The organism is Vibrio sp. 10N.261.46.E11, from assembly GCF_041472735.1.
Lineage (GTDB): Bacteria > Pseudomonadota > Gammaproteobacteria > Enterobacterales > Vibrionaceae > Vibrio.
The window spans coordinates 70,809-88,428 of the sequence record NZ_JBFRQW010000032.1 but is presented as its reverse complement, the minus strand read 5'-3'; the positions used below and the strand labels follow the sequence as shown (position 1 = coordinate 88,428).

The 17,620-nt window shown below is 45.1% G+C and carries 9 protein-coding genes; 1 reads left to right on the top strand and 8 read right to left on the bottom strand.

Annotated elements, in window-relative coordinates; translation table 11 throughout:
- Positions 1-56 precede the first annotated feature (56 nt).
- Positions 57-605 (bottom strand): hypothetical protein, encoded by a 549-nt coding sequence (locus AB4407_RS10945; RefSeq protein WP_132745601.1) that lies wholly within the window; start codon positions 603-605, stop codon positions 57-59.
- A 235-nt stretch (positions 606-840) separates the two neighbouring features.
- Between AB4407_RS10945 and AB4407_RS10940 the strand changes: the two genes are divergently transcribed.
- Positions 841-7,680: a VCBS domain-containing protein gene (locus AB4407_RS10940; RefSeq protein WP_372120568.1), complete on the top strand. Its 6,840-nt coding sequence runs from the start codon at positions 841-843 to the stop codon at positions 7,678-7,680.
- Positions 7,681-7,835: 155 nt separating this feature from the next.
- On the opposite strand, the gene AB4407_RS10935 is transcribed toward AB4407_RS10940, so the two are convergent.
- The 7 genes from AB4407_RS10935 to AB4407_RS10905 form a co-directional block, all read right to left on the bottom strand.
- Positions 7,836-9,149, bottom strand: a complete 1,314-nt coding sequence (locus AB4407_RS10935) for an HlyD family type I secretion periplasmic adaptor subunit (RefSeq protein ID WP_132969329.1) — start codon at positions 9,147-9,149, stop codon at positions 7,836-7,838.
- The gene (locus AB4407_RS10930; protein WP_372120567.1) at positions 9,142-11,328 is read right to left on the bottom strand and encodes a peptidase domain-containing ABC transporter; all 2,187 of its coding nucleotides are present in this window, start codon (positions 11,326-11,328) and stop codon (positions 9,142-9,144) included. Before AB4407_RS10930 ends, AB4407_RS10935 begins: the two co-directional genes overlap by 8 nt.
- Positions 11,325-12,971, bottom strand: coding sequence for an ABC transporter transmembrane domain-containing protein (locus AB4407_RS10925; protein ID WP_372120566.1), 1,647 nt, complete (start codon positions 12,969-12,971; stop codon positions 11,325-11,327). The genes AB4407_RS10930 and AB4407_RS10925 overlap by 4 nt, the downstream gene beginning before the upstream one ends.
- A 139-nt stretch (positions 12,972-13,110) precedes the next feature.
- On the bottom strand, positions 13,111-13,746 hold the full coding sequence (locus AB4407_RS10920) for a CatB-related O-acetyltransferase (protein WP_372120565.1): 636 nt from the start codon (positions 13,744-13,746) through the stop codon (positions 13,111-13,113).
- A 404-nt stretch (positions 13,747-14,150) separates the two neighbouring features.
- Positions 14,151-15,263, bottom strand: coding sequence for an NADH:flavin oxidoreductase (locus AB4407_RS10915; protein WP_372120564.1), 1,113 nt, complete (start codon positions 15,261-15,263; stop codon positions 14,151-14,153).
- A 167-nt stretch (positions 15,264-15,430) separates the two neighbouring features.
- Positions 15,431-16,624, bottom strand: coding sequence for an OmpP1/FadL family transporter (locus AB4407_RS10910; RefSeq protein ID WP_372120563.1), 1,194 nt, complete (start codon positions 16,622-16,624; stop codon positions 15,431-15,433).
- Positions 16,625-16,717: 93 nt separating this feature from the next.
- Entirely contained in the window at positions 16,718-17,530 is an 813-nt protein-coding gene (locus AB4407_RS10905) for a crotonase/enoyl-CoA hydratase family protein (RefSeq protein ID WP_372120562.1), read from the bottom strand.
- Positions 17,531-17,620: the final 90 nt, after the last annotated feature.

Sequence of the window (17,620 nt, the reverse complement as noted above, 5' to 3'; positions counted from 1 at the left end):
AAAGATCGGCGTATCAGATTTATTGCTCTGATATCGCTAGGTTTTTAGATATAGATTTATGCGGTAGGTGGGCGTAACAATGACTGAGCGCGTGTGACTTTTTGGCCAATAGTGACCGATTGAAAACGAGCTAATGAAAAGGAAAATTGATTAACGGCTTGAACAGCCTGAATTGGATAGGAAGCAGTAGAACAAACAGAGATACAACAATTATGAATAGAATCCGAACCGCCTAGGCAGTGCGTACCCATCATATTGTCATCGTGAGAGCTAATTGAAGAAGAATGTGCAGTTGTTACTTCATCATCGGAAACGGTCATTTCAGTATGACCCTGCTGACTGGAATGATGAGGCATTGTGGCATGTGCAGCATGCTCACCACCTGCATCACCAGTTGCTACGCTAATGTCGCAACCCGTTGTCATGTTAGACAGATCTGATACCGCATTCGATGATTCACTATGATGGCAATCTGACTGAGGTGAGCCCATCTGAGCCATCATTACGTCGGCCATCAGAGCCGATGAACTTGAGGCATAGCTCGACACCAACATCGCGATGATGCTGAAAACAGTAATCCAAGTTGTTCGGAGTGTGTTTGTCATAGCTAACCTTTAAATTTATACGGTAACTATAAAGGTTACCCTTAGGGTAAGGTCAATATAATTCTTTGTACATCTGTATGATAGACCAGAAAAGGTTCTATTACCTTTTTGCATTAAATTGAGAGAATTGTTTGATTTGAGGAAATTTTCTTTAAAAATTATCCAATTAGCTAGCGAAACCTCTATCTGTGTATTTTACTTAAAATAGTGCAACCACGATTCACGGATGATACAAATGGCTAACAAAAAAAACGTCGAAGCAAACAAGAAAAATTCAGAAACCAAAAATGAGAAAAGTAACGAGCTAGAACAACAGAAACCAACAAAAAAAAAGAAGCTCAGACTGCATTCACACCTAAAAGTTAATATCCCACTTTTTCAATCACTCATGATGATTTTGCCATCATTGGCTAAACACGGAGCTGCAGAGGGTATAGACAATTCCAGCGGGGCTGTAGATCAAGTAACCGCAAATAGCGTGACAGAAAAATATGTCACCGATGACCATACACAAGCTGACTCATCAGCGGTTACTCATCAAGAGGCTCAAACGAGTGACAGCGACGTAAACTCCACCTTAAATGCAAGTCATGCCCCCCATGGTTCGAGCTCTCACTTGGTTCCTTCTCATCATTTGTCGACGCTTTCTCACCCGCAAATCCATTACATTCCTTCGGTATCGATGCCGACTATCTCCTCAGGAAATAACGGTCAGCCGACTCATTCGAATGCGCCTACGACGCCCGCTTTACCCGTCACCTTTATGCCAGAAGTCATAAAAGGTACCTACGGAGAGCTTCATGTTGATGCAAATGGTCAATACACATTCGTATTGAATCCAAATTCTCCTCAATACATCCTGTTAAACCAACACCAACCAGGTACTGATCATTTTGCGTTACATCTATCTAATGGCTCGAGCATCATTGTTCAGATACCGGTAACAGGTAAGCAAGACACGCCAAATATTTCTGGAGATCTAACAGGTGTAGTAACAGAAGATCATAATATTGATTCACAAGGCTTGTTACATGCGAACGGCAAAATTGATGTTATAGACCCTGACCAAAGTGAAAGTTCGGTTACGCCAGAAGTTATCTCAGGTAAATATGGTTCATTGACTATCGATGCTGATGGACATTGGCAGTATCAAGTTGATAACTCTCTTTCGAATGTTCAAGCGTTAACCGCAGCCACTTCATTGCACGAAAGCTTCACTATTCATACCAAAGATGGCACTCCACAAACCATTGATATGACAATTGGCGGGAACGACGACAATGCCGTGATTACGGGTGTGGATGCAGGAGCAGTAACAGAAGATTTAACGACACAAGTCCAAGGACAGCTTTCGGTAACGGACTCTGATCTTGGAGAAGACCACTTTCAAGCCTCACAAGTGACTAGCAATTTCGGTACGCTAAGCATCACAAAAGACGGTGCTTGGACATACAATTTAGATAACAATAACCCTGTAGTTCAAGGGCTTGGCCAAGGTTCGACTGCGACAGACATCGTCACTGTTCATTCTGCCGATGGCACAGCACATCAAGTTATGGTCACGATCAATGGCACTAATGACAAAGCCACTGTCAGCAGTGCGACCGTTGCCATAGATGAAACTGACAAAGTAGTAACAACTTCAGGTACCTTAACCAGCACCGACATTGATAACCCAGACAACATATTCACGCCGGATTCTATTTCAGGCACCAACGGTGACCTGACTATTGATGCCAATGGTCATTGGACATTCACCGCCAACAGCGCGTTTAACCAATTAAACGTCGGCGATAAAGTTGAAGAGACCTTCACTGTCTCGTCTATTGATGGCACACCGTCGACCATCAAGGTGACGATTAACGGCACTAACGACGCGGCAGTGATATCGGGCACCGACACTGGAGATGTGCACGAAGGTCATACTTATACTGAGCCAGACGGCCATATGACGGGCGGCAGCGTAGATGATCGCTCTCCAGATCATATGCATGGCAATATTGGTAAATTGTCGAATGATTTAATTCACACTGAAGGCCAACTTATTATCACTGATGCCGATAAAGGCGAGAGTCATGTCGCTACTGGCACTTATCAAGGGCATTATGGCCATATCATCATGTTACCAAGCGGTGAGTGGAACTATTACGCCTCAATTGGGCAAAATAGCACAGGCCGTAAGATCGATCGTTTAGGGCAAGGTGAAACGTTAACCGATACGGTCACTATCAAATCTGCAGATGGTACCCGTCATGATATTAATATTACGATTCATGGTGATAATGACAGCCCTTACACTTCATCTGAGGTCGTTTTAGTGAATGGCGACGAAGATAAAGCGATCATATTGACTGCAGCGCAATTATTGCAAAATACCGTGGATGTGGATGCGAATGATAGAGGTCAGCTAAGCATTGAAAATTTACAGGCAAATCATGGCGCAATAACGGTTAATCCCAACGGTACTTTTACTTTCACGCCGAGTAAAGACTACAACGGCCAAGTACATTTCAGTTATGACGTTAAAGATGCTCACGGTGGCGTAACTCATACAGGAGCAACAACCACGCTAGTCGCTGTGAACGATAACCCAGATGTGCAGCCAATTACCGATAGCGTCACCGAAGACACAGATTCTCATCACACTGTGGACTTACTGGGCTCCGCAAAAGATGTGGATGGAGACCCATTATCCGTGAACCATATTCAGGTCACTTTTGAAGGGCATACGGGCCCACTTCCTGTTGGCGTTAGTATCGCTCCAGATGGCCATACCTTAATCATTGATAGCCATAGCTCGGCATTCCAACATTTAAGCGCAGGTGAAAAGTCGGACATCACGATTCAATATACGGTGGCCGATAATCATGGAGGACAAACACCTGCAACTGCGACCATCACCATGATTGGCGCAGACGACAAAGCACAACTTCAATCTTCCACCATTGATATTACAGAAGGCCAAGCGTTACATACCTTCAACAGTTTAAGTTTTATCAATGGACAAATTGGATTGGTCGATCCAGACACTCATGATAAAACGGCGTTTGTACACAGTACGAGCGCGGGCAATCAAGGTTATGGTCGACTCTCAATGTGGCCAGACGGCCACTATACGTTCAGCCTTGATTGGGCAAGAAACCACTACGCTGATGATAAAATCGCGGCACTTAAGCAAAATGAAACGCTTACCGATCAATATCAAATCCAGACAAGCGATGGTCAAACCAAGCTCATCACAATAACCATACACGGTGAAGATAGCGGAGCTCGTATCGATGTACTGATGCCTCATTCATTACCAGCAAGTCAGCATATCTATGAAGAACACTTTGTCCCCGCAAGTCAAACTCATCTCTATGCTGGCGGTCGTTTAAAAGTCATCGACCCTGACCATGATGATGCTTATTTGCAACCAGAAACCATTCAAACCGCTCATCATGGCGAATTCAGAATCAACGCCAATGGTGGCTGGAATTATAAAATCGATAATTCTATCGATGAGGTTCAACACCTCGGTGCTGGGGAATCATTCACTGAGACACACACGGTTCACTCCAAAGATGGAACAGCAAGTCAACTGCTTACCGTGACGGTTCATGGTACCAATGATATACCCACCGTATCAGCAGAAGTGAAGCTCGCTCCCGGTGTCGAAGATACCGATATTCAACTGACCACATCGGAACTCCTAAGCCATGCTACCGATATTGACCACAACGATATTGGCCAACTCAGCGTCGCTAATTTAGTCGCGGATCATGGTTCCATTGTCGACAACAAAGATGGCACCTTCACGTTCCACCCAACGAAAAACTACAACGGTGATGTACATTTTAGCTATGACGTTAAAGATCCGCATGGTGGTATTACCCACACAGGCGCTAGCACATCACTGGCTGCTGTTGATGACAAAGCTATCATATCGGGCTTAGACACTGGAGATATTAACGAAAGTAGCAGACCTGACCGCTCTCCCGATCATGCACATTCAGGCATGGGGGAAATTACCAATGATCTTTTATATGTTGATGGAAAGCTCAATATTATAGACGGCGACAGTGGGGAAAATACCTTTGATAGCAAAGGTTTAGGTTATGCTTATCACGGTCAATATGGCAATCTCATGTTACTCAAAGATGGCACTTGGCATTATAATATTGAAGTAGGTCAACAAGCTTCAGGTGTTGGCAGAGCAATTGATAAATTAGGGGAGGGAGAATCATTAACTGATACCATCACTGTCTACTCAAAAGACGGCACAGCGCATGATATTGTGATTACCATTCATGGTGATAACGATAAACCTTATTGCTCATCGGAAGTTCACCTAAATTCAGGCAAAGAAGATACTGTTCAAGTACTCACGCTGGCTCAATTATTACAAAACACTGTAGATGTAGATGCTAATGATTTAGGCAAGCTCACCATTGAAAACCTACATACCGATCATGGCTCAATTGCCTCAAACCCTGATGGCAGCTTTGCGTTTACCCCAGAGAAAAACTACAACGGTGACGTCCATTTTAGCTATGACGTTAAAGACGCGCATGGCGGTATCACGCACACGGGAGCGAGCACGACCTTATCTGCGGTTAATGATGCAGGTGTGATCACAGGAGATAAATCAGGAACTGTCAGTGAAGATAGGCATGTCCAAGGTGATGCCCAACATACGATTTATACCGTTGGTGTGCTTGATGTCACCGATCCCGATGCGGGAGAGAATCATTTCCATGAAAACCATAATGTGCATGCGCTGCATGACCCATTTGGCGGCTCTTTCACCATCGGAAAAGCGGGCGATTGGAGTTACTCCGTTCCTAATTCCAACGTACAGCACCTTGCTAAGGATCAAGTTGAGACAGTGCAATACGAAGTGCTCACACAGGGCGGGGATAAACACATTGTTACCGTGAGTATCCACGGCACCAACGATGCGCCAACACTTTCAGTCACGCAGACTACGCCAACAACAGGTACCTTGACAGAAACGGATGTTGATGTAAAAGACACCCATTCTTTCTCGGTGGTAAATTCTAGCGGACAGTTTGGTGATCTGACGGTAGATCCAAACTCTGGTGCTTATGTTTATACTCCCAACTCTACTGTTGCAGGAATGAGTTTTGACAAGGCGACACATACCTACCACGGCACTGATGTGTTTGAAGTTAAAGTTGCGGATAACCATGGCGGGGAATCATCAAGGTTCCTAACCTTTGATATCAATGGCCAAGTCAATCTGATTACAGGGCAACAACCAACTATCACCACCACAGTTCCGCAAAACCCTGTCGTTACGACGGCGCAACCAAGTCTTCCAACTAGCAGTAACACGCCACCAAGTAATGCGGTTACTGTAGATTTGGCGACTTCAAGTGATAGCGGAAACTCGGATACTGACAACCTTACCAACGACACTACCCCAACGATTACCGGACACACTGATATTCCATTCTCGAAAGTCACGATTTACGATGATTCCACACCCGTTGGACATTCGGTATCTGATGCCTCTGGCCAATATAGTGTTGCAGTAAGCAGCTTATCGGAGGGCGATCATAATCTATCAGCCAAAGCATTGGCTCCTTCGTCAGTGCTACCGGCTACCTCTTCGCTTCTTTCCGTCCATATAGATACACAAGTACACGTCGGTATTCAAACAGACCCAATTACCGCCGACAATGTGATTAATGCTCAAGAATCCAACAGCTCCATTGACATCACCGGATCCGTTTCTGGTGATTTTAATACTGGAGATGTTGTCACTTTAAATGTAAATGGCATAAAACATACTGGCGCTGTCGATTCACATGGGCACTATTCAATTGCTGTTCCTGGTAGTGAATTAATTGCAGATGCTGACCAGAAAATTGAAGCCTCAATAGCCGTTACAGATAGCGCAGGTAATAGCGCACACGCCACCACCGATGTGGTTTACCAAGTCGACACTCAGGTAAGTCTCCCTACGATTACTTTTGAAAGCGCAGGCGCAGACAACTTATACAGCAAAGCTGAAATTGCCCGTGGTGATGCAAACACGATCACAGCAACCATTACGCCTCCTGGTGATGCTAAAATTGGCGAGCATCTTGTCGTTAATGGACAAGACCATGTGCTCGATGCCCATAGTCTACAGAATGGGTTACAAATAGAAGTTGCACCAGGCTCTCATGTACAAGTGACCATGACTGACGAACACGGTAATACCGCGGGTAGCCAAGGTTTTGCTGCCAGTGCAATACCTGATCCGATCATAGTCAAAGCGCCACCGGGAAGTCACCAAGTGTCCGGTTCACTGGGTACACCGCCACTACTCCCATCTTTAACGCCAGTGCCAACTGCACAACATGGTTGGCGGATTCATCTTCCAGATGGGAGTTATGTAACAAGCCATCACGGTCAATATGGAACATTAACCATTGACCCTCAGACTGGTGATTTACACTATCAAGAACAGGCAAATGTACACACAGGGCCACATGGCAGCGCTTCTGGTATTGGCCAACATGAAGACAAGTTCGAAGTTGCATTACAAGGAACAAATCAAGATGAAGTGGTTGCCCATGTGAACGTTCAAATACTCAGCCACGGCCCGGGAAATAGCGGTAAACTGAATATAGGTACCGAGGTGGTTGATATGACAATAACCCCTATTACCCATACCTCACACCCTGCTCCACCACCGCCTCCTCCGGTGTTACATGACGAGCCTGACATGTCTTCGCAAGCAGACTTTACCGTTACGCAAAGTGATGACAGCTATCTAGATTTGACTCAGCACGCTCACCAAGTACCAGACCAGAAAACCAGTCATCATGGTGCAGCAGCTTATCTGGATGCCTTGGGCATTAAACCCGATGCGACATCGACAACGGTTGACGATCAACCTGCGGACATGGATATCGTACTTGCACAAGTCGACCAACCAGATGCAGCAACACATGACCAAGCGCACTTGGATATGTCAGATGCGCTTGAACACCATGATGCGAACATCAACCATAACCAAGATGATGAGCATCACCATCACAACGACGTAGACGGGCTGCCAGACATAGACCCTAATCCATAACATCAAGTAAGATTGGGAGTATTGTCTGCTCCCGTAATCTCTTCTAAAGAACATACAGAACAAAGAAAGTGAAAACCAAAAAGGGAGCACATGATGTGCTCCCTTTTGCTTTCTATTTTCTTATGTGTTTACTATTCTGCGAATCTCTATAGCGATTACCTTTCACCAAACGCGACACTCACGTTCGTGTAAATTGGCTTCCACAAGTATTGGAAAACGGATTTCTCACCGGTTGTAATATCCACCTCGCCCGTCATACCTGGCAAGATAGAAAAACTCTCCGGATTATCACGGAAATAAGGAACATCCACCGAGACGACGACTTCGTAATAGATTTCACCGCGTTCACTTTGACTTGTGGTTGGAGAGATACTCTCAACCATACCTTTCAATGCGCCAAAACGACTGTAGTCAAACGCATCAATCTTGATTCGAGTCGGCTGCCCTACGCTCACAAAACCAATATCTCTTGGCGATAATCGAGCCTTAAAGTCAGCTTTCCCACCCACAGGAACAATTTCAACCACGGTACCACCCGGTTGAATTACCCCACCATTCTTGGTACTTGGAAGACTTTGGACTAACCCTTGTAATGGCGAAACTAACGTCGTGTTGGTTACTTTAGCTTGGCTTGAACGAACTCTCGCGTTAAGTGCGGACAAATCGGACACCGCTTTAGAACGGTCGTCACTGACTTTCACTTTTGCTTCTGCGAGTAGTTGTCCAATTTTTTGTTCGACCCCATCAGCTTGTTTAATCAACACCGCTTTTTTACCACGCGCCTCTTCGATCTTCTGTTCAATGCTTGCCAACTTTTGACGCATTTCCAAAACTCTTAATCGTGAAATATTGCCAGACTTGTACCCTTTTTCTAGGATATTCAATTCTTGTTTTGTCGCAGAAAGTTCTTTCTCATAACTCGGCAACGACTTCTCCAAACTACGGAGCTGTTCTGCAATCTGTTCGCTCTCTTTTTCAAGGACAATACGTTTCTGATAATAGAGACCCTTTTGAGCATTAAGTTGTGCTTTTTGCTGGCTTACGATCTCAGGGAAATCAATTTCAAACTCTCCGAAATTCGGTTCACGATCATCGAGCAAAGCATTCATACGTTCTATACTCGCCAGCAAGGTGACTTGTTGAGACCGTAATTCTTCCAATGCGGTTTGCTGAAAAGTGGCATCAAACTCTACCAACGGTTGACCTTTTTCAACCAGTTGGCCTTCCTTCACTAGGATTCGTTTTAACTTCCCGCCGATATCACTTTGCAGGACTTGTTTTTCCCCTTCAGGGATAACAGCTCCTTTGGCTTTGGCGATTTCATCAACTTGGGTGACTACAGACCAAGTGGCAAAAGCAATAACACATAAGGCAACCGACCATGTGGCCAGAGCTAATGTACGAGCCGTATTTTGTGATTCAACAAGTTCACCGTAGCGCTTGCCCTTCTCGATAGGTTGTTTAGCCATTAGCGACTCCTTGCTTAGACTTGGATTGTTCTTGTTGGGCTGCATTTTGTTCAGCAGACGGATCTTGTTCTTGGGAAGCTTGAGGCTCTGAAGGCTGTTCAGCCTCTAATGGGCCGGCATAAACCACGGCACCTTCATTGAGTACCACCACTTTATCGGCAAGCTTGATTAAATCCGGATCGTGAGAGGTATAGATCACCGTTGCTTTTCCTTTTTTCGAAGCCAGAAACTCGCCAAACACACGCTTAACATTTGGATGAGCATCAGGCACGGGGTTATCCATTAAGAACATTGGGTAGTCATAAACCAACGCTTTCGCGTCAATGAGGATCTGCGCAACACTGCCCGACAACATGTCAAAAAGGCTATCAGGTTGAATACTGCTGATTGAAGTATCCAACCCATCTGGCAACGTGGCGAACCAACGCTTGCCACCCACAAGTTCAATCGCAGAAATCATTTTCTGTACTTCGACTTTATGTCCGTCGTTTAGCCATTCACGAATACTCAACGTGAGCAAATCGGGATAAGCCGCTCGAATAAAGCACCAATGGCGATAGAGCTGTGGATCGTATTGAACTAGGTTAACCCCTTCAAGCTCAACCATCCCGTTTTGTATTGGCTGTAGACCAGACAGCACTTCGATCAACGTTGATTTTCCGCTTCCCGAAGGCCCCGTAATTGCAACAATTTCGCCAGCTTCAATATCAAAACTTACACCACTCAATGCAGGGCGACTTTGCTTCGGATAACGTAGTGTCACCTGCTCCAACTTCAAGTTAGGTGCTAACGTTGGCAGCGGGTGATGTTGGTAGCTAAATTCGCGCTCAGACGGTTGAGACAGAATACGGTTCACCTGCAACTTGGATTGATTAAAGCTATTAAAACGCATCGCGCTGTTCGCCAATACCTGAGCAGGACCTGTCACTTTAGATATCAACATCATTGAAGCAATCAAACCACCAGGCGTCATTACTTGTTCAAAAATAAGTCCTATTCCTAACCCCATAACCGCTAACGTCGAACCCACACCAATGAAGTAATAAATCGAGGTGTATCGACTCTGGAGAACCGATTGATTGAACGTCACTGTAGATGCAAGAAGGTTGGCCTTTTGGAAACGTTGAATCCAGTGCTCTGATAATCCAGCACTGCGAATAAAGGCGAGTTTAGATGACAACTCATTGGTCATGTTCTGACGATTAGTTCCTGCCACCGTTGATTGTATTGAGCGTTTGCTGCTAGAGCGTATCGAGCGTTTTGCTAGCAAGTAATAAAGAATTAAAGAAACAATAGGAACCAGCACCAACCATCCACCTAACACACCAATCGCAAGTACAAAGATAAGAATGAATGGCAGATCAAACAGCGCATTTCCCAAAGGCCCAGACAACACGCCTGAAATGCGCTCAGACAACATCACTTGGTTTTGTTGACTAGACGACGCTGTTTGTTGATTTTGAGCATAACTATTTCTAAGCAGACGCTGAACAAGAGATTGAGAGATCTCGCGACTGACTCGATTTGCCACCGAAGCAAACACTCGGCTGCGCAATGTTCTTAACCAACCCATCATCACAAACAACAAAGCCGCGCCAATAGCAATACCTTGCAACTCATGCCCCGCGTCACCACCAATCACATGGTCATAGATCGACATAGTGATGAATGGAACAGCAAGCGCAAACAAGTTGGTGATAAAGCTGACCAACAGCAATTTAGGAATGATGGGACGAAACGCATGTAACCGTTCACCAACCCAATCAGGAGAAGCCTTCTCTAATGGTGGGCCATCTATAACAATACAAAACTGCGGAACATCGGTAATGGCTTCATTCGCGCTAAAGGCAACAAATTGCTTCGATTCTAAATGACCTGAGATCAACTCATGTTCACCAAGAACCAGTAAGACTAATTTGTGTTCACCTACCTCATCGAGATTAGCAACCAAGCGATAGGGTAATGCAAGCCTATCGAACATGGCGAACATGTCGTCGATTGATTCAATGCCATTCTCATCGACCCATTGATGTGCGAACAACTGGATATTAGCATTAACTTCCAACTGCTTAAGAACGGAAAGGCTCTCGGTTTCTAAATGATTCATCACCTCTTGTCGACCGCTGGTATCTGCACGGTTGTTCGTACCTGAAGGGTTACCAATATCTAAACGATTCATACGACGGCCTCCTGCTTGATCTCGCTTTCGACCGTAATGGCTCGGCTTTCCACTGTAATGATTCGATTAGCTAGTTCGCGAAGTTTCGAATGGTAGCTCACCACAAGTAAGGTGCGCCCTGCAGCCACTTCTTCTTCCAACACTTTAGCTAGATTCCCAAGGGCATCTAAGTCGAGTGAAGAGTCCGGTCTCTCTAACATGATTACGGGCTTGTCACTGGCCAGCTGAGTCGCGATATTGAGCATTTTCACGTTACCCATACTCAACAAAGAAGCACTCGTATGGCCAATTTGTGTCTCTAGTCCATCGGGTAATCGAGTAATCTCTTTGGTTAAACCCAAACGCTTTGCATAGTCACTGGCACTTTGCGTTTTCTCAGGGTCAAACCCGCACAAGTTGTCGAGAATAGTACCCGACACCAACTGCCCTTTCACGCCACAGTAGGCAGCAATATTGGTTACGGATGCGATTGAAACTGCAGCTCCGTTAATGAAGCACTCACCCGCTTTCAGATCATCGATACCTGCAATCGACGACAATAAATGACTGTTGGTGTGGCGATCCTCACTCTCTAACAATATCAACTCACCTTTATTCAGTGTGACATCTGCATGAGAGAGTTCACCGTATCTTTCAACGGTCGCTTGCTTGATTTCCAACGTCTCAAAGTCAGATAAGTGGTTCTCAGCTTGCTCAGAATCTGAAGAGTCCGATAGTGATAAGTCACTCAATTTTTCTATTGCCTGATTGGCACTGTGTATTGAATTAAGCTTGATTCTAACCCCAACCAGAGCACTCAAAGGCGCAACCGCTCTGCCAGATAAGATAGAACATGCCGCCAAGCCACCAGTAGTTAACTGACCATCCAACACCCATAAGCTGCCAGTGATCACGAGTAAAACTGACGTGGCTAATGCTGCAAGTTGAATACACTCTTGTGCGAAGGCGTTTTGCTCTTCCTCTTTCGCTTTAGACTGAGAGCGAACATTATTGAGGGATTTAAACTGATTGAAGATTCGAGACTCAACGGCCTGACGTTTGATTCCCTGAATGGTTTGGCTCAGCAAAATCAAGAATGCTTTTCGCTCCTGCTCATCTTGAGAGGCTTCTTCACTTAGGCTTTTAACGCGAATAGAAGATAACCAAACGATTCCGAGAGTAATAAGCCAAACTGCCAAAGGTATCGCCACCAGCTCACCGCCAATGTAAGCCACCAACCCCAAGAAGATCAGTGCAAAAGGTAAGTCGATAAAGCCAGCTATTACCCCACCAGAATACCAGTCTTTGACTTTTGATACGGAACCCAACCCCTCTTCCACGCCCCCAACCCCTAGGTGGCGAATATGACCGGATGAAGCATTCGTCACTCTTTCAACTAAGGTTTGGTAGGTCGCTTTCTCGGTATTACTGGCGGCCGCAGACAAAAGCCAAGTACGCACGAATCGAATCAATGCTTCCATCGCGACGGCCAATGTCGCACCAGCCAATAGCAAAGTGGCAGTACCGTAACTTTGGTTAGGTAAAATACGATCGTAAATTTGTAAAACCGTTAATGGAACGGCAAGAGAGAGAAGATTTATGAGTAAAGAAGGCAGTAGGACTTTCCCTACCACCCCTTTGTTTTTCATTGAACTTGCGGGCATACACAATCCTTATCCATGCTTATGAAATAAGATTGGTACACCATGTTGGGTATTGCAAGGTAACGAACTGATTTAACGTGTTTTTCAATATAAATATGACACAGATCTTCCTACACAAACCTTCCGTTCTGTTCGTGCTTTACAATCTGTTGTCATAATCCTCAATCGCCTGCTTTAACTTTGTAAAATCTGAATCACATAAGTGCTTTCGTAATGAATCAAACTTCTCTTCAGGCCACTCGTATATTTTCATCGAAATCAGTTCTTCAACAACGGACCTATCGAAACGGTACTTAACGACTTTCGCAGGCGAGCCTGCCACAATGCTGTAGGGCTCAACGTCTTTTGTAATGACACTGTTCGCCGCCACTACTGCGCCTTCTCCGATGGTGACTCCCGGCATGATCATGGCTCGCATACCTAGCCACACCCCGTCTTTGATATGAGTATCACCTTTGCCAATGTAGGCTTCTTCGATCACATCCATAAATGGATACAGTGAAAACCAATCAACTCTGTGTGTATGGTTGCCGCCCATCAAAATCACGACCTCTGCGCCAATACAGACATAATCGCCGATATGGAGTTCGTCGATTTCCCATCGAGGCTCCCACTGGCGGCTGACTTCGTCGCCGTGTAAATAGCGCACTACCGATTGTTCAAAGCCATTATCCCAGCAATCGCTGTAATAACTGTGTTGGCCTTTGATATGAATGTTGGGGTTGGTGACGACTTCATGCAGCAACTCGAATTTGGACCAATGCTTCTTTTGCATTTTTACCTCTGGTTAACTTATTCGTTTAAATATCAAAAAATCGACAATGCTGATCTAACGTGTACAAACGAATACCCCATATACACAGAAGTTAAGGGGGTCAATAGTCAGTATCACGCTTAAATAATAGCAATGCCGCTAAAACGAAAAAGGCGTCAGTGGATTCGAGGTTGCTTTAGGAGAGGAAGTAATTTCACGTGGTGCTCAGTATAGTAACGATAACTCGATTGGAAAATTTACAAGTGAATTGTATCTGTTTAATCGCACTAATTTGACAGAGATATGTGATTAATAAGGTTACAAATATCGGTTCATGGAGAACCAGAAAAATATGAGCCTGCAATATTACACAGGCTCACGTTTAGACTCATGCTTAGGCTCACGCTTTGATCTAGGCTCAACGACTACATGCGAGCAAGCTGTACTTTTCTATCTTTATTCACCACACAGAAGTTACCGCGCTTAGTACGACACTTAGAACATCTCTCACACTCTACTGGGCTTCTATCCCCTTCCTTCCAACGCTTAACTAAATGGGGTTCAGAAAGCAGCGGTCTTGAAAGCGCGAAGTATTCAATACCCGTGTTGTTCGCGATAGCTTCAATGGCCTCAAAATCGGTTAAGCCGCCTACCGTAATAACTGGGATATCGACATCTTGGCTGATCGCGTGACCATATTCATGGAAGTAGCCTTCTGCTTGAATAGTAAAGCCATCGTGTGACTCGCCAATCATGGTGTCGGCTTTACCATGGATGTTGCCTGACACTACGATGCCATCAACACCTACTTCTTCTAACTTTTTGCACACGAGACGTGTTTCATCAAAGGTCACGCCACCTTCAAAAAACTCCGAAGCAGTCAACTTAACCAAGATAGGGAAATCGTCGCCAACTAACCTGCGCGTTGCCGTGTAGATCTCAAGCAAGAATCGCATACGATTGTCTAAGCTACCGCCGTATTCATCTTCACGCTGGTTGTAGTAAGGGCTCAAAAACTGGTTGATTAGGTACGTGTGAGCGGCATGAATTTCTACGCCATCAAAACCCGATTGTTTCGCTCTTAGTGACGCTTTGGCAAACGCATCAACAATGTAATCAATTTCGTCCTTGGTCATCGCTTTACCCAGTGTCTGAGTCCCTTTTTCAGGAACTTCACTCGGGGCAAAGATCACTCGCTCGCCAAGGTCATACGTGGTTTTGGTGCCACCGTAAGCCAATTGCATCACGATTTTAGAGTCGTTGTCGTGAACCAGTTGAGTTAGCTTTTTATATTCCTCGATAAACGAGTCGTTATACATGCCCATCATGCCAGCATTCGGCTTCTCTTCTTCAACGATGTTAGCGTAACCAGTCACGATCAAGCCGACTTCACCTTGAGCCAACTCTTCATAGATAGCGTAAAGCTTGTCTGTCATATGGCCATCTTCTGTTGCCATATTTTCCCACGTCGCGCTTCGCATAAAGCGGTTCTTCAATGTCATGGTGCCGATGCGGGTTTCTGTAAACAAAGTACTCAAGTCTAATCCTCATTAAAATCGTTTTGCGAGTTACCCATTGCTGATGGGTACTGATTCAAGCGGATAGTACAGAGAATCTGGTAGGCAAAACTTAAGCTAGATTAAGAGAGCGGCACTCTCACATAAGAAAGAGATAGAAAGCAGCAGAAAGAGATTACGTAATGTCATTAGAAGGTCGCACTAACGCCAACAAAGTGGATACGTCCATCGAAAGAGCCATTGAGCAAGTTACGCCCTTTCGGTCCATCGCGATCCATATCAACCGAACCTAAGTCCGCGTATTCGTAGAACACATCGATCAAGATATCATCCCAATACGTTGAAGCACCTACCGAGTAGCGATATTGTTCGCCTACAGGAAGGTCAACCCATTGCATTGACGGATCGTCTTGAGGCGATGTTTCATAAGAGAAGCCGGCTTTTAAACGCCAGTCTGAGTTAAGTTGATAATCAGCACCAACCGCAAATTTCCAAACATCATCCCAATCACGCTTGATTGGAACCCCGCCCACGGGATTACTACCAACTGATGCACCAAAGTCTAGTACTGTCTCGTCCCACGCGCTCCAACGGTGGAACTGAATACTTGCAAGCAGGTCTAGTTGAGAATTCAGTGCATAACTCGCACTGACATCGATAATTTCAGGTAAAGCAATATCTGTCGATAATGAATTCAAAACGCTAGCACCTAGTTTTCCATTCACGTCATTGTTGAATTCATGCTCTAGCTTAGAGCGGTAACTCGCGCCAAGCTTAAGTTTTTCTGTTGGTGTGTACATTACGCCAAGGTTATAGCCATAAGCCCAGTCAGTGTCCTGTTTGGCCGTTAACATTGAAGTCGTTTGTTGGAACGCAGCCCAACTGAATTGAACACCTGCGCCTACTGACCATTGGTCATTCAGCTTGTAACTCAGTGATGGATTGACTTGCATTGCAGTCAAAGTGATTTCTTCTAGAAGGGCTGCTCCCGCCCATTCACTTCCGTAATCAAGGCTTGAGCCACCAACAGCACCAAGTGCAATACCAAGGTGCAGTTGGTCTGTTACTTGATGCGCGTGGAAAGCACCAAATGACGGCATAACTGAATGAGCTTTACCATCTTGCTTATCACCGTTGTCTTGATATTTCATCTCAAGATCGAACGCCATAGTATTGATGGTCGTTTTGCTTTCGCCCATGTGAGACATGGTTGCAGGGTTAGTCCACATCGCAGCAGCAGAGCGAGTGTAAACACCGTCCCCGGCGCCGGTAGTACCAGCATTAGCGATGACAGCTTCTTGTAAAAATAGACCACTTGCGAAAGCATTTAAGCTTGTAAAAATTGCGGTGGCAGCTAGCGAGTAAGTAAAAGTTTTGTTCATCAGATTGCTCATTTAGCCTTAGACATTAAATTGATCTAAGGTTACCGCAAAGCCCTATAAACAATGGGAATACCCGTTATTACTTTACAAGCGTTATTTGAACTTTCTAGCGACGTATGGACGCGGCTTGTCTCGATGAATTTCACGTTGAGCAGCAATTGCTCTGTTCTTACCTAACCCTACCTTTATTTGATACCAAGTCTCGTAAAATAAGGCGAACCCAGGACTGGACCACCAAGTCTTGTTGTAGAGTTTTTTATTAGCTGCGACGACATCTGGCGAACGATTCGCGCACTCAAGTGCCAACGCATAAGCTTCAGCGTAAGGATCTTCGGCGATTTTAGTCACCAAGCCATAGTCTTTCGCTGTTTCGCAGTCGATCACTTTAGCGGTCATCGCCATTTCTAAGGTGTGATCTTTACGCATCAGCTCGCGAAACGCGATGGCGCCTCCCATGTCAGGAATCAAACCCCATTTGGCTTCCAATATAGAGAAGGTCGCGTCTGGGCTAGCGATTCTAAAATCGCCACCACTGGCTAATTGAAGGCCGCCTCCCCAACAACGACCATGAATCGCAAAAATAACAGGGCAAGGGATCTCTCTCCAACCAATAGAAAAATACTGAGCCGCATTTGGCAATGTCGGCAACCATTTGAACAAAAGCTTCATCGCCCCAACTTTACTGTTCAATAACGATTTAACATCGAGCCCTGAACAAAAATCCGTACCATTACCTTTCACTATCACAGCGCGAATCTCGTTATTCTTTTTGAGTTCTCTGATCATATTATTGACGCCTTCAAACATCGCCATATCAATAGCGTTGAGCTTATCGGGTCTATTCAGCACAACGGTGGCAATTTGGTTTTCATCAATGGAACAAGTGATACGATCGAGGTTTGGCATGGTGGCTACCTTATGAGTGGTCAGACCTTTAGATTATACATTTTGTTAACATATGCCAAACTTGCACATCAAGAAGCGAGACCTGTGTTG